The organism is Exiguobacterium indicum HHS 31, from assembly GCF_001939065.1.
GTDB lineage: Bacteria > Bacillota > Bacilli > Exiguobacteriales > Exiguobacteriaceae > Exiguobacterium_A > Exiguobacterium_A indicum.
The window spans coordinates 212696-226236 of the sequence record NZ_MPSZ01000001.1; the positions used below are offsets into that span (position 1 = coordinate 212696).

The window sequence follows — 13541 nt, forward strand, 5'->3', positions numbered from 1 at the left end:
GAAACACGTTTGTAGAATAGGAAAGAAGTGAATAATGACAGAGAGGTGATTGGGAATGCTTGAGCAAATCATTAAATTGAAAGAACAAGGGCTGACAACAAAACAAATCGCAGCTCAATTGGATACGACTGAAGGAAAAATCAAATATGCGTGGACTAAATATCGTAAATCGTTAACAGAACAACCTTTAGTAGCGCTGAAAGTAGAATCAAAAACGGTCAAGCAGACAAAAAAGTCGACTGCACCTGTATTAGACGTCGTACCGTCTGTGCAAGTGGTACCTTCGCTAGAACGTGACGCGTTTGGAATGGCGACACATTACGAGGATGACATCATCCACGCCATCGTTCAGTCACCGACAGCGTTATACGTCTACTGGGAATTGTCTGAACTGTCGAAACAGTTGCTAGAGACGCACTATCACACGACGTTTGATTCGTTCCGTAAAGAATTACGCATTATTGATGTCACGCTTGTTGAATATGAACAAGGACAGGCAAATCGGACGTATCAATTCGAGCTACCAGAAATGACGAATGCTTGGTTCGTTCGACCAGTCGCCCCGAATACTACATACATCATTGAATGGGGCATTCAAACGATCGACGGGGACTTTGTTCCAGTACTGCGTTCAAAACCAGTCGAAACGCCACGTGACGAGCCAGTTACGGACGGACGGTTCGCGGAAGTCGTGCATCATTGGCAATACGGAGAGGTCGAACAACCGGAATGGGTCGAAGTATTACGTCCTTACTCCTATTTCGATCGCGTCCGATAATGGAATTAGAGAGAGGGAAAGGAAGAGAAGCTATGCGAAAAGGATATTTTTCACTCGTCTTACATGCACATTTACCATATATCCGTCATGAAGAGGCGCATCGTCTAGAAGAACGGTGGATGTATGAAGCGATTTCAGAAACCTACATCCCATTATTGTGGGAGGTCGATCGCTTGTCACGTCCGCTCGGCTGGACGGTCAGCATTTCACCACCCGTCATCGAGATGCTTGCCGACCCATTGATTCAAGAGCGGTATATCGAGCATATCGAGGATACGTTACGTTTGATTCGCCAGGAACTAGAGCGAGAGCTTGCTCAAAAGGAACGAGATGCGCTTCTATTCTATCAAGACCGCTATCAAGATTTATTGAATACGTTCCTTCACTGGGAAAAAGATTTGAACCGCGCATTCCGTCATTACAAGGAGCAAGGTTATCTCGATTTGATTACGTGTACGGCGACGCACGGATTCAGTCCGCACATGTTGTCTGAACAAGCGGCACGTTCTGAAATTCAGACGGGATTGAACTGTTTCGAACGTCATTACGGATTCCGTCCATCTGGTCTTTGGATGCCAGAGTGTGCGTATACACCCGGACTTGATCGTATTTTGTATGAAGAGGGCATTCGTTATACATTCGTTGACGAACATTCAATCTTAAACGCGGATCCGTCACCGAAACACGGAATCGGAGCACCTGTCTATTCGCCGCACGGTGTGGCACTTTTCCCGCGTGATCAAATCATTTCCGGCAAGATTTGGAGCTCTGTCATCGGATACCCGGGTCATCCGGATTACCGCGAGTTTTATCGTGACCTTGCGTACGATCGAGAGTGGGATCAAATCGCTGAGTTCATGCACCCAGAGGGCTTACGTTATGATACAGGATTGAAATTGCATCGTGTAACAGGAGAAACGGATCAAAAAGACTATTACGTTCGTGATTGGGCATGGCAACGGACAAGTGAGCACGCAGCAGACTTCGCACAAGCACTTGGTGAACATTTAGATGCGCATCAAGGACAAGACTTCCCACCGTTCCTTGTCACAGCACCATTTGATGCCGAATTATTCGGTCACTGGTGGTTTGAAGGTCCCGACTTCCTCGGTAAAGCGATGGAACGTTTAGAAGACCAAGGAATTGAGTCGATTTCACCGGCGATCTTCCTCGAACGTCACTTCCAAGACATCGACACGGCCCACGTCGCGATGGGAACATGGGGACGAAAAGGCTACGCGGAAGTCTGGATCAATGAACGGAATGACTGGATGATTCGTCATCTCCATCAGCTTGAGAAGAGACTAGCAGGAATCGTAGCTCGAAATCGTCATCAAGATGCATTGACTGTCAAAGCGAAGCGTCAACTCATTCGAGAATACCTCCTCGCTGTCTCGAGCGACTGGCCGTTCATCCTTGATGGACAGACGACAGCGCAGTATGCTGCGAATCGTTTCCGGGAGCACATCCTACGTTTTGAAGAAACTGAGCGTCGCCTGGATGCTGAGGAGCTGACGGTGGAATGGTTGGATGATCGATATCGCGAATATCCTTTCCTTCAAGATTCAGATATTGAACCGGATGTCTTCTTGACGGCACATGATTACTACGTGGCAGTGAAACGTGAAAAATCTTGGAATACAGACGCCATCTTATTGTTTGTCCGACAATATGATGCGTCAGACCGGCCAGCTTCGGAGCTCGCTCGACGGCTTGCTGCTGCTGGTGAGAACGTCTATGTCGTCACGGAACATCTGGAAGCGTATCGATTTGAAGAAGGTGTTCACGTTTACGGAGTGCAAGTGACAGGTCTACCGCTCGTTCAGACCTATAACCAACTGGCGGCACTAAATTTAGCCTTCTTACGCCAAGCGCAAGCTTTGAGTAAGATCGTTGATTTCGCAGTCATCCACAACTTCAACATGGAGACCGCATCAGCTGCCCAAGCTATCGCGAAGATCAAAGAGTTGCCACTCGTCAGTAACGTCTACGATGTCGAAAGTGAGCGTTCTCCTGATCGTTCAGGTGGTCTGGTCGTTGCCTTAAAACGACTTGAAGGAGATGCGTTGCGCCAATCAGCGGTTGTTTATCTAGAACGAGAAGAGTCACGTCACGGGGTGGAGCAAGAGTATCACGTCGAAAAGAAGCCACTGCGTTTTGAAGAGAACCTTGAAAAACCATATCAACACGTGACGAATCCGAAAAAGAACGGATGAACAGTTGCAATTCCTTTCCTTTCTTGGTACGATACTTGAGTATGCTTAACCTTATGTAAAGCAAAATCACTTGATACATCGAGAGCTAGATAGGAGGGAATCCCATGCGCGTTAAAATCACATTAGCTTGCACTGAAACTGGTGACCGTACTTATATCACTAAAAAGAACAAGCGTAACAACCCAGAGCGTCTTGAGTTGAAGAAATACAACCCACGTCTCCGTAAGCACACACTTCACCGTGAAGTGAAATAATTGAGATGGAAGCCGTCACTTCGTGTGATGGCTTTTTTTGTGGAAAGGAAGACAGTCATGAATAAACAAGAAGTACGCGGTTTGATTAAAGAACGACTCGATGTAATGGAGAACCGTGCGGAGAAGGAGCGGTTGATTCACGAACATGTATTATTATTACCTGAATGGCAACAAGCGACTTGTGTCGCGATCACATTAGCTTTTCGAAATGAATGTGATACAAGAATACTGATTGAACAGGCGTGGCAAGAGGGCAAGACGGTCTTGATACCAAAAGTAGTCGGAAACGAGATGGTCTTTTATGAATATGGACCAGAAGATCAACTGCATGCAAATCAGATGGGGATTGCTGAACCGACCGCTTCAGCACGTCGCGCTTCACTTGCTCAAGCAGAGCTTTGCCTCGTTCCGGGTCGTGCCTATCGACGGGACGGATATCGGTTAGGGTGGGGAGGAGGCTATTACGATCGTGCACTCGTGACATATACAGGATGTAAAGTATCGATTGCCTTTTCTGAACAACTTCTTTCAGATTTCGAAGTGGAAGCCTTTGATATTCCAGTTGACCTGATCGTTACTGACTTAGAGGTCATCCGATGCTAAGCGCGACCATTTTGTTTTGTCTATTGCTGGCTTGGACCGGACGATCTTTTCGTTTATTGACGACAAGTGGTGCGATCATGACCTTGCTCGTCGGTAGTGGTGTCTCGTTCGGATTCGGTTGGCAAGGATTAGTAGTACTCTTACTATTCTTTGGTAGCTCGAGCTTGTTATCGAAGGTCGGACGGTCCAAAAAACAATCGGTTGACTCCATCGTTGAGAAAGACGGCGCGCGTGACGGATGGCAAGTCCTTGCGAATGGAGGGCTAGCGTTCGTTGCTGCCTTAGCGTATGCCATGACGATGGATTTTGCGTATCTCTTGTTATTTCTATTCGTCATCGCAGCATCGAATGCTGATACGTGGGCATCCGAAATCGGACCGCTCTCAAGACGTGATCCATGGTCGCTCAAAACGTTACGACGGGTACCAGCAGGAACAAGTGGAGCGATGTCGCTGATTGGAACGGTCGGTACGATCGCAGGAGCTGCGTTCATCGCGATAGCAGCGCATTGGATATTTTCTCTTTCTTTAAGAGACGTCTTACTCGTAACAAGCATCGGTGTACTCGGGAGCCTGCTGGATACACTATTTGGAGCAGTAGGGCAACGCGTTTACCGATGTACAGTTTGTGGGGAATACACAGAAAAGCGAAAGCACCATGGGCAACCGACAGCTTATGTTTCAGGTATTCGATTTTTAGGGAATGATGCTGTCAATGTCTTAACGAGTGGTTTGGCAAGTGGAATCGGGTTTATCATCGTTCGATTCTGGTAACTGGAAAGTATATGAGTATGTAATTCCTTATGTTAGGATATCAATGACACAAAATGGACAAATGTGATTAACTTCACATGATACAAATAATGTGAAAGATGTTACAATTTATTTGTGAGATAGTTAACAAACTCTTAGGATGAATGAAAGGGTGGACATAACGATATGGAATTACATGCGAAAGTGACACGGGTAGCCCTCATTGGAGCTGGTGCAGTCGGTTCAAGCTTTGCCTATCAGATGTCAACAGCTGGGCTTTGTGAAGAACTTGTCATCATTGATGTCAACAAAGCCAAAGCAGAGGGCGAGGCAATGGACTTAAACCATGGAACACCATTTAGCTCTTCACCGATGCGAATATGGGCTGGCGACTACGCCGACTGCCGCGAAGCGGAAGTCGTCGTCATCACGGCAGGCGCTCCACAAAAACCAGGTGAGACAAGACTCGATCTCGTTGCAAAGAATGCGTTGATCATGAAAGAAATGATTCGTCAAATCATGGATTCTGGTTTTGATGGGATCATCGTCGTGGCTTCTAATCCGGTTGATATCATGGCGCATCTTGCCTGGAAATATTCCGGTCTTCCGAAATCCCGCGTATTTGGATCAGGAACGGTGCTGGATACTGCACGTCTGCGTCAAATGCTTGGAGAATACTTTCACATTGATTCCCGAAATGCCCATGCCTATATTCTTGGAGAACATGGTGATACGGAATTCGCTGCCTGGAGTAACAGCCGTATTTATGGAAAAACGATTGATGAACTACTTGCTGAAGACGATCGTTATTCTCAAGCAGATCTTGATCAAATTTATATCAACGTCCGAGATGCTGCTTATCATATCATCGAGCGCAAAGGGGCAACCTACTATGCGATCGGGCTTGGGCTTGTTCGGATCGTTCGTGCCATCCTCGGAAATGAGAACTGTCTATTAACGGTCGGTGCGCATGTCGATGGGCAGTATGGCATTTCCGGTATCCACATTGGAGTTCCCGCCATCATTAATCGTCAAGGTGTGCGTGAAATCATTGAAGTCTCATTGACAGAAGAAGAGTTGAAGAAATTCCATCATTCTGCTGATGTATTGCGTCAGACGCTTGAACCCGTCTTGCAAGGATAAGCGTACGCATCATGCTGAAGGTATTACCGAAATAAAGTAGTAAAAAAACTCAAGTGTCGGACTTGCTTCATATTGTCCACACTTGAGTTTTTTTGATGTAAAGAACGAATACATAAAAAATCACATCTATTCGTCCAGTAGTAAAAAGAGAAAAATCTAGGTTTTATTTTACTAGAAAAGGGTTAAGTAAGAGATAGAAGCATTTTTACGTCATTTTTTGTACGTCATGATACCCAAAAAGGAGAGAACCGACAGTCATGTATACTTTTCGAAAACTAACTAAAGAGGATGCAGAACAATACTGGAATCTACGCCTTGAGGGATTAAAAAATCATCCAGATGCATTCGGTCATTCGTTTGATGATGAACAGCAAACCCCGCTCCGCGAAGTACAAGAAGGACTTGAGGGAGAACCCGACTCCGATGAGGTTTGGCTTGGTATGTTCGACGGTGATACGTTGTTTGGGTTTGGTCAGGTCAAACCATATGAATTGTCACGTGAATCGCATAAAGCGATGATTTCTGGAGTATACGTATCACCTGAATATCGCGGGGGTACTGGTCGCGCTTTAATGGAAGCCTTAATCGAGGAAGCGAAAAAGTTACCGGACGTCGAGCAAGTCATTCTTGCCGTTTTATCAGGAAACGAAGCCGCACAAAATCTTTATGAGTCGCTCGGTTTTGAAGTATATGCCGAAGATCCAGATTCCGTAAAATTAGAAGACGGCACATATCGTGATGATATTTGGATGAAGAAGTACGTCTAAGTTCTTCAGAGGATGTAGATTAGAAGCTGTAGCAAAAAAAGTGCTACAGCTTTTTTGCATGGTATCCGTAGGATATCAGTATCGGCAAAGAATGAATATTTGTTATCATGAGAACAAAGCGGATGTCACATCGTAGTCCGATTGAAAGGGAGCGAATGAACATGAAAGAAGTCATACGTACGATTGAAGAGCTTGTCTCGATTCCGAGTCCAACAGGTTCGACAAAAGAAGCGATTACATATGTAGAAAAGCGATTGGTATCAGAAGGAATCACGTATCGAAAACTTGAGAAAGGAGCGATTTTAGCGACACTACCTGGTGCTTCAACGCGTACACGGTTACTGACGGCACACGTCGACACACTAGGAGCGATGGTGAAAGAGATTTTACCAACAGGACGACTTCGTTTATCACAACTGGGGGGATATGCTTGGACAGCAATTGAAGGTGAGAACTGTCTCATTCACAAGATGGACGGTCAAACGATTTCAGGTACGATCGTGTTCCACCATTCGAGTGTTCATACGTCGCGCGAGACGAATAAGACGGAACGCTCCGCTGATAATATCGAAGTACGGCTCGATATCCGTTCAACGACAGCAGAAGAGACGCGCGTTGCGGGGATTGAAGTAGGAGACATCGTAACATTTGATCCGCGATTCCTCTACACGGAAACGGGATTCGTGAAGTCGCGCCATCTCGACGATAAAGCATCCGTTGCTTTGTTGCTTGAATTGATCAAGGAATGGAAAACAATCGAGCTGCCACACACGGTCCAGATTCTGATTTCAAATTACGAAGAAGTTGGATTCGGTGGAAATGCTGGATTCACGGAAGAAGTCGCAGAATACATCGCGGTCGACATGGGGGCACTAGGAGACGGTCAACACTCCGATGAATTCACGGTCTCGATCTGTGCGAAAGATGGTTCGGGTCCATATGACTTGGCTTTACGCCACCAGTTAACGCGTTTAGCACAACGTAACAGTATTCCATATAAGGTTGATATCTATCCATTCTATAGCTCGGATGCCTCAGCGGCAGTAAGTGCGGGACACGACGTCCGGCACGGATTGTTCGGTCCGGGAATCGAATCGAGTCATTCGTACGAACGTACACATGAGACGTCGTTACAAGCGACATATGATTTGTTGCATGCCTATGTAAAGGAGCCGATGGTTGATGAAGACACTGTATGACGTACAGCAGTTACTCAAGACATACGGAACATTCATCTATCTTGGGGACCGAGCGTCCGATATCGCGATGATGATGCTTGAACTCGATGAATTACAAGAAGCAGGCGTTTTGGAACAACGTCAGTACGATTCAGCGAAACTAATCTTACGACATGAATTAAAGCGTTCACAATCCGATAACATTTAAGATTGTGCAACCCTTTGCGCAAACGGGTTATGTCCGGTAAAATGAGGAAGCAGACATTATATGAGTATAGGGGAGACGAAGCAATGAAATGGTTACTCGGCATTGATATCGGCGGCACGACAGTCAAGATGGCAATTTTGGATTTGCAAGGGATCATCGTAGAAAAGTGGGAAATCGAGACGGTCGTTTTGAATGATGGCGTACAAATTCCTGGAGATATCGCAAAATCCTTCTTTGAGAAGTGTCAAGAGAGCAATAAACGACCAGAAGATTTCGTCGGAGCGGGCATCGGTGCGCCGGGATTCATTGATTTCAATACAGGTGTCGTTGAGAAAGCAGTCAATATCGGTTGGACTAACTTTGAACTCATCGGTGAATTCGAACGTTTGACAGGTTTACCGGCTGTGCTTGAAAATGATGCGAACGCAGCGGCAATCGGTGAGATGTGGAAAGGTGCCGGTAGTGGGGCAACCGAACTCCTTGCTGTCACACTCGGTACGGGCGTCGGTGGTGGTCTGATCACGAACGGACAAATCGTGCATGGTACAGTCGGAATGGCTGGAGAAATCGGTCATATCACGATGTTGCCTGAAGGTGGCGTCCTATGTGGATGTGGTCGCAAAGGATGTCTTGAGACGATCGCGTCAGCAACAGGGATCGCTCGTCTTGGTCTTGAGAAGCGTAAAGGGAAAGAAACGTTACTCAACGACATCAAGGCAGTGACAGCAAAAGACGTATTCGAAGCGTATGAGAAAGGAGACCGGATTGCAACGGAAGTCGTAGAAGAAGTGACGTTCCATCTCGGTCTTGCCATCTCCAACTTAGCGAACAGTATTAACCCGGAAATCATCGTTATCGGTGGTGGTGTGTCAAAAGCGGGCGAGACATTGCTTGCACCACTCCGTCAACAGTTCGAACGCTTCGCTTTACCACGGGTTTTCGGATCAACGACGTTCAAGATTGCCGAGCTTGGAAACGATGCAGGAGTCATCGGCTGTGCATGGCTTGCGAAGCAGATGTTTCTCAAAAAATGATAATATTCAATTTCAGTAAAAGGTTCGCTTCGGCGAATCTTTTTTTTGTTTACAAACGTACAGTAATTATGTGATTGTTAAGTATCTTCCGGATTCCAGTTGCATTTTTGTAAAACTAAGCGTAAAATTTTCACGTGATATGGGTATATGTAAATTATGAGGTAAGTTGTGTGAACTGAAATCAGAAAGCACATGTAAATTAGGAGGCAGGTTTTTATGCAGCAAGACGCAAACATCTGGTCGCGAATGCGCCTAAAGATGGGTCAAGGCGTTCGCAGCACCTATAAAGAGCACAAGCTCTTTTGGATTGCGACCTTATTGATTTGGTTAAAAACGTATTTAGCGTATACACTTTTCTTCAACGTTCCCGTAACAAACTCTGCGCAAGCATTCATTCTACTAATTAACCCAATTAGTTCAGCGCTCTTCATGTTCGGGTTCAGCTTCTTCTTCCGAGGAAATGTTCAAAAATGGTTCATCTACGGCACACTGTTCGTCGCGACACTCATTTTATATGCGGACATCATTTTCTTCCGCTTCTTTAATGACTATCTGACGTTGCCGGTATTGTTCCAAACATCGAATGCGGAAACTGTTTCTGCATCGCTCGGGTCACTTTTGAATTGGTCCGATTTATTGATCGTCGGTGACTTGATCATCTTACCGTTCTTCTTACGGAAAATGGACATGTCAAAAAATGTTGCGTCACGTGGACGCGCGATTCTCGCATTCGTTGCAGCAGTTGTCGTTTTCCTTGGAAACTTGACGCTCGCTGAGACAGAACGTCCAGAATTGCTCACACGTGCCTTCGACCGAGAATTGCTCGTTAAAAACATCGGAACATTTAACTTCCATATGTATGATGCTCTCATTCAGTCTAAGACATCTGCGCAAAAAGCACTCGCGGACAGTTCTGAACTGTCGGAAGTTCAAAGTTTCATTGATTCAAAACATGCTGAACCGAACCCAGCTATGTTCGGAAAGTACAAAGGAAAGAACGTCATCGTCGTTTCCTTTGAGTCGGCACAATCCTTTGCAGTTGGATTAAAAGCACCAAACGGACAAGAGATTACACCGAACCTGAATAAGTTGATCAAGGAATCGCATTCATGGGATAACTTCTATCACAACACAGGACAAGGGAAAACGGCAGATGCTGAGTTCATTCTCGAAAACTCGATCTATCCACTTGGACGCGGTGCAGCATTCTTTACGAACGGAGAAAATGAATTCCGGGCAACTCCTGAAATGCTGAAAGAAGACGGCTATTATTCAGCTGTTTTCCATGCAAACAACAAATCGTTCTGGAACCGAGACATCGTCTACAATAGCTTTGGCGTCGATCGTTTCTTCTCAGAGACGGATTATGACTTAGGTGATCCAGCAGATTTGACGGAGTGGGGCTTGCTCGATGATAAATTCTTTGAACAGTCATTGCCGATGTTGAAAGATTTACCACGTCCGTTCTATTCGAAGTTCATCACATTGACGAACCACTATCCATTTGAGATGCCAAAACCAGAAGATGAACTTGTACCACCGCTTGAGACAAGTTCTACGACGCTGAACCACTACGTTCAGGCACTAGCGTATCAAGATATGGCACTCGGTAAATTCATCGAGGGTCTGAAAAAAGATGGTACGTGGGATGATACGATCTTCATGGTCTATGGCGACCACTATGGTATCTCGACGAACCACAATGCTGCGATGGCAGAACTCATGAACAAAGATGAGTTGACGCCGTATGATGTTGCACAATTGCAACGTGTACCATTCGTGATCCATTTACCGGGTCAAACGAAAGGTGTCAAACATGAAGACGTCGCGAGCCAAATCGACATTAAACCGACATTGCTTCATCTGTTAGGACAAGACTTCAAGAATGAAGTACTGTTCGGTACTGATCTCTTCTCGAAACAGCACAAGGATTATGCGCTGTTCCGCGATGGTTCCGTCATAACAGACAAAACGGTTTATACGCAGGAAACATGTTATGATCGTCAGACAGGTGAAGAGGTAAAAGATGGAGAGTTAGCAGAGATGTGTAAACAATCTACGAAACAATCCGAGAAGGAGTTAGGACTTTCGGATAAAGTCATCTATGGTGACTTGCTCCGTTTCCTTCAAACTTCAAAATAAGATGAGGAAAACGAATCTACTTTCGAGTGGATTCGTTTTTTTGTAGAAAGGCAAATAAAAAGAGAGATGCGCGAGGCATCTCTCTTCAGATTTTAGACAAAAGGGCTGACATCAAAAAATGACGCATCTTTTCACGCCCTTTCCTTAGGCGAGACACACGCCCGTTTGTCTCTGACAGCGCAAAATTGCGCTTTTTCCTGTAAGAGTGGCGTGTAACGCGTCATTCTTTTGATACTCGGAAGAAGGATCAGGGAAGCGTTTTGTTCACTCGACATCGCTTCCTAGGGAATAACAAGCAAGAGCGACCCTGCAGCGAATTGAAGCGGCGCGATGCTTGTCTCAGGAAAACGATTCGAAACGAACAAAAAAGTGCAATCCTTCTCGTTAGAGAAAAATTGCACTTTGTCTTTAGTCTCAAGAGGCTGACTCAAAAAAAAGAATGACGCGTCATTCTTTTTATTACGAGATAAGGGAGGCAGATCATCAATCTGCCTCCCTTATCTTTGTAGATACTGACTTTTGAGTCAGCCTCTTTTTAGCGTATCTTGATTACGATGGAATACCGCCGTAAATCAATGTCGCAATCCCGAACCAGCCGAATAAGACGACAGTCAGACCTGCGAATACGAGTGGAAACATTTGGCGTTTCTTAAGTGAACGAACGACGGCCCAAACGCCGACGAGTGCGACGAAGAAGAAAAGCCAACCGATTGGTTGATCCAAATGCATGACGTACTCCCCCTTAAACAATCACGTTATGAATTTCACGAAGATTTCACTTAAATCTCACTTTTTAGTTTATCCGACTGGCGGGATAAAGTCGAGAGGGCGTTGCAGGAACTTTCGACAATTTCGTGTATAGTAGGAGAAGAGTCTATTGTAAAGGGGTTTTATAGAATGGAAATCGTAATGATCACTTCCGGTATGGCATCTGAGAATGGTTATTTGTTATTTAAAGATAAGGAATGTCTCGTCATTGATCCGGGTACAGAAGATATGCGGTTTTTCGATGAGATTGAAAGTCGGGGAGCAACATTAAAAGCGATTTTGTTGACGCATGCGCATTTTGACCACATTGGTGGTGTGGATATGTTACGACGCTTCACGGAAGCCCCTGTCTACGTGCATCCGGAAGAAGCAGGATGGCTCAGTAATCCAGAATGGAATGGTTCAGCAAAATTCGGAATGCCACCGATGCGGATGAAACCAGCGGATCATTTGTTGCAACCAGGACGATTGACGATCGGTAGCATTTCGATGCATGTACTTGAGACGCCAGGACACTCACCAGGAAGTGTGACGTTCTACTTTAAAGGAGAACGGATCGCGTTCGGTGGAGATCTCCTGTTCCAGCAAGGCGTCGGACGAACGGATCTACACGGTGGGGATCAAGACGTATTGATGCGTTCACTGGATCGACTCATCGCGGAACTACCGGCAGATACGACGGTTTATCCAGGGCATGGTCCGAGTACGACGATTCGTCAAGAAATGAAATCGAATCCATTCCTCTGACTAAAAAAACTCGCCATCCAAAAGGATGACGAGTTTTTTTCATTACATCTGGAAGTTCGACCAGTACGTAAAGACGATGAAAAATACAGTTAAGTAAGCTCCAAAGATATAGACATACGTTTTTTCAGTTAAGCGCAAGTAACCGAGCGCTGCAAAAAAGACAGTTTGTGCTAAGAAGACGAAGCCCATGACTAAAAATGAATCCGTATGCTCACTTGAGCTTGCATCGCCACCCAATGCGCCGATAAATGCCATGACTGCGATGATACCAGTCCAGAAACCGAGTACGCGGTACATTCTCCCCATTCCTATAACCCCCTAAATCCGACAGATAGTCAATATACGTACTTATTTTACCAAGCAAACAATCATCCGTCCATCCTGTTCTAGTGATTGTTAAGGAATAACTGTGAACAAAAGATGAAGTTTCAAAAAAAGTTGTACAATAGTTGTACAAAAGGTGTACAAAGTCAAATTGACGTGCTATAGTAACTGTAATGAAACCCCACACTTTGAGAGGAGGAGCAAAAATGACGAATGAGTTAGTCTTTTTCACATACCCAAGCTGTACATCATGTCGTAAAACGAAATCATGGTTAAAAGAGGAACATGTTGATGTAGAGGAACGTCATCTGTTCAGAAATGCTCCAACAGTTGATGAACTCATGGAACTGTTGAAATTATCGACGGATGGGATTGAAAGTTTGCTCGCAACACGCAGTCAAGCCTTCAAGGATCTCGGCATTGATATTGAAGACATGAAACTCAGTGAGTTATTACGCCTCATGAGTGACAATCCGAAATTATTACGCCGCCCAATCATCACTGATGGAAAACAACTTGTTATCGGATACGATAAACCAGGTCTTGAGACATTGGCGAAGCGTAAACATCGGACAATCGCACACGTATCGTAAAGAAGCCGGTTTGGTCGGCTTCTTTTTTTTGTGT

The 13541-nt window shown here is 45.3% G+C and carries 15 protein-coding genes; 13 read left to right on the forward strand and 2 right to left on the reverse strand.

Annotation, left to right across the window (positions count from 1 at the left end; genetic code table 11):
* Positions 1-55: 55 nt before the first annotated feature.
* The 11 genes from N179_RS01065 (at position 56) to N179_RS01115 (ending at position 11075) form a co-directional block, all read left to right on the forward strand.
* Positions 56-778 (forward strand): DUF4912 domain-containing protein, encoded by a 723-nt coding sequence (locus N179_RS01065; RefSeq protein ID WP_075642021.1) that lies wholly within the window; start codon positions 56-58, stop codon positions 776-778.
* Positions 779-810: 32 nt separating this feature from the next.
* The gene (locus N179_RS01070) at positions 811-2994 is read left to right on the forward strand and encodes a 1,4-alpha-glucan branching protein domain-containing protein (RefSeq protein ID WP_058265101.1); all 2184 of its coding nucleotides are present in this window, start codon (positions 811-813) and stop codon (positions 2992-2994) included.
* A gap of 104 nt (positions 2995-3098) precedes the next feature.
* Positions 3099-3248, forward strand: a complete 150-nt coding sequence (gene rpmG, locus N179_RS01075) for a 50S ribosomal protein L33 (protein WP_012369771.1) — start codon at positions 3099-3101, stop codon at positions 3246-3248.
* A 57-nt stretch (positions 3249-3305) separates the two neighbouring features.
* A complete protein-coding gene (locus N179_RS01080) occupies positions 3306-3851 on the forward strand; it encodes a 5-formyltetrahydrofolate cyclo-ligase (RefSeq protein ID WP_075642022.1) in 546 nt (181 codons plus the stop codon).
* Positions 3845-4624: a DUF92 domain-containing protein gene (locus N179_RS01085; RefSeq protein ID WP_075642023.1), complete on the forward strand. Its 780-nt coding sequence runs from the start codon at positions 3845-3847 to the stop codon at positions 4622-4624. Before N179_RS01080 ends, N179_RS01085 begins: the two co-directional genes overlap by 7 nt.
* Before the next feature lie 165 nt (positions 4625-4789).
* A complete protein-coding gene (locus N179_RS01090; RefSeq protein ID WP_023467547.1) occupies positions 4790-5746 on the forward strand; it encodes an L-lactate dehydrogenase in 957 nt (318 codons plus the stop codon).
* 257 nt (positions 5747-6003) lie between these two features.
* The gene (locus tag N179_RS01095) at positions 6004-6513 is read left to right on the forward strand and encodes a GNAT family N-acetyltransferase (protein ID WP_023467548.1); all 510 of its coding nucleotides are present in this window, start codon (positions 6004-6006) and stop codon (positions 6511-6513) included.
* A gap of 161 nt (positions 6514-6674) precedes the next feature.
* Positions 6675-7712 carry a M42 family metallopeptidase gene (locus N179_RS01100; protein WP_023467549.1) on the forward strand — a complete coding sequence of 346 codons (1038 nt, stop codon included), beginning with the start codon at positions 6675-6677 and terminating at the stop codon, positions 7710-7712.
* Positions 7696-7899 carry a YqgQ family protein gene (locus N179_RS01105; RefSeq protein ID WP_023467550.1) on the forward strand — a complete coding sequence of 68 codons (204 nt, stop codon included), beginning with the start codon at positions 7696-7698 and terminating at the stop codon, positions 7897-7899. The genes N179_RS01100 and N179_RS01105 overlap by 17 nt, the downstream gene beginning before the upstream one ends.
* Positions 7900-7982: 83 nt before the next feature.
* A complete protein-coding gene (locus N179_RS01110; protein ID WP_023467551.1) occupies positions 7983-8933 on the forward strand; it encodes an ROK family glucokinase in 951 nt (316 codons plus the stop codon).
* A 216-nt stretch (positions 8934-9149) separates the two neighbouring features.
* On the forward strand, positions 9150-11075 hold the full coding sequence (locus N179_RS01115) for an LTA synthase family protein (RefSeq protein WP_023467552.1): 1926 nt from the start codon (positions 9150-9152) through the stop codon (positions 11073-11075).
* 549 nt (positions 11076-11624) lie between these two features.
* Here the strand turns inward: N179_RS01115 and N179_RS01120 are convergent.
* Positions 11625-11804, reverse strand: a complete 180-nt coding sequence (locus tag N179_RS01120; protein WP_023467553.1) for a DUF2759 domain-containing protein — start codon at positions 11802-11804, stop codon at positions 11625-11627.
* A 168-nt stretch (positions 11805-11972) separates the two neighbouring features.
* Here N179_RS01120 and N179_RS01125 point away from each other — a divergent pair, with 168 nt between their 5' ends.
* Positions 11973-12590, forward strand: a complete 618-nt coding sequence (locus tag N179_RS01125) for an MBL fold metallo-hydrolase (RefSeq protein ID WP_075642024.1) — start codon at positions 11973-11975, stop codon at positions 12588-12590.
* Between the two features lie 42 nt (positions 12591-12632).
* Here the strand turns inward: N179_RS01125 and N179_RS01130 are convergent, their stop codons facing one another.
* Positions 12633-12896, reverse strand: a complete 264-nt coding sequence (locus tag N179_RS01130) for a DUF2626 family protein (RefSeq protein WP_023467555.1) — start codon at positions 12894-12896, stop codon at positions 12633-12635.
* Positions 12897-13120: 224 nt separating this feature from the next.
* On the opposite strand from N179_RS01130, the gene N179_RS01135 reads away from it, so the two are divergent.
* Positions 13121-13507: a Spx/MgsR family RNA polymerase-binding regulatory protein gene (locus tag N179_RS01135; RefSeq protein WP_023467556.1), complete on the forward strand. Its 387-nt coding sequence runs from the start codon at positions 13121-13123 to the stop codon at positions 13505-13507.
* The last annotated feature ends 34 nt before the right edge of the window (positions 13508-13541 follow it).

What these genes read in the sequence shown, in the direction of transcription:
- N179_RS01065 (WP_075642021.1), top strand. Translation starts at nt 56, where the DNA reads ATGCTTGAGCAAATCATTAAATTGAAAGAACAAGGGCTGACAACAAAA.
- N179_RS01070 (WP_058265101.1), top strand. Translation starts at nt 811, where the DNA reads ATGCGAAAAGGATATTTTTCACTCGTCTTACATGCACATTTACCATAT.
- rpmG (WP_012369771.1), top strand. Translation starts at nt 3,099, where the DNA reads ATGCGCGTTAAAATCACATTAGCTTGCACTGAAACTGGTGACCGTACT.
- N179_RS01080 (WP_075642022.1), top strand. Translation starts at nt 3,306, where the DNA reads ATGAATAAACAAGAAGTACGCGGTTTGATTAAAGAACGACTCGATGTA.
- N179_RS01085 (WP_075642023.1), top strand. Translation starts at nt 3,845, where the DNA reads ATGCTAAGCGCGACCATTTTGTTTTGTCTATTGCTGGCTTGGACCGGA.
- N179_RS01090 (WP_023467547.1), top strand. Translation starts at nt 4,790, where the DNA reads ATGGAATTACATGCGAAAGTGACACGGGTAGCCCTCATTGGAGCTGGT.
- N179_RS01095 (WP_023467548.1), top strand. Translation starts at nt 6,004, where the DNA reads ATGTATACTTTTCGAAAACTAACTAAAGAGGATGCAGAACAATACTGG.
- N179_RS01100 (WP_023467549.1), top strand. Translation starts at nt 6,675, where the DNA reads ATGAAAGAAGTCATACGTACGATTGAAGAGCTTGTCTCGATTCCGAGT.
- N179_RS01105 (WP_023467550.1), top strand. Translation starts at nt 7,696, where the DNA reads ATGAAGACACTGTATGACGTACAGCAGTTACTCAAGACATACGGAACA.
- N179_RS01110 (WP_023467551.1), top strand. Translation starts at nt 7,983, where the DNA reads ATGAAATGGTTACTCGGCATTGATATCGGCGGCACGACAGTCAAGATG.
- N179_RS01115 (WP_023467552.1), top strand. Translation starts at nt 9,150, where the DNA reads ATGCAGCAAGACGCAAACATCTGGTCGCGAATGCGCCTAAAGATGGGT.
- N179_RS01120 (WP_023467553.1), bottom strand. Translation starts at nt 11,804, where the DNA reads ATGCATTTGGATCAACCAATCGGTTGGCTTTTCTTCTTCGTCGCACTC.
- N179_RS01125 (WP_075642024.1), top strand. Translation starts at nt 11,973, where the DNA reads ATGGAAATCGTAATGATCACTTCCGGTATGGCATCTGAGAATGGTTAT.
- N179_RS01130 (WP_023467555.1), bottom strand. Translation starts at nt 12,896, where the DNA reads ATGGGGAGAATGTACCGCGTACTCGGTTTCTGGACTGGTATCATCGCA.
- N179_RS01135 (WP_023467556.1), top strand. Translation starts at nt 13,121, where the DNA reads ATGACGAATGAGTTAGTCTTTTTCACATACCCAAGCTGTACATCATGT.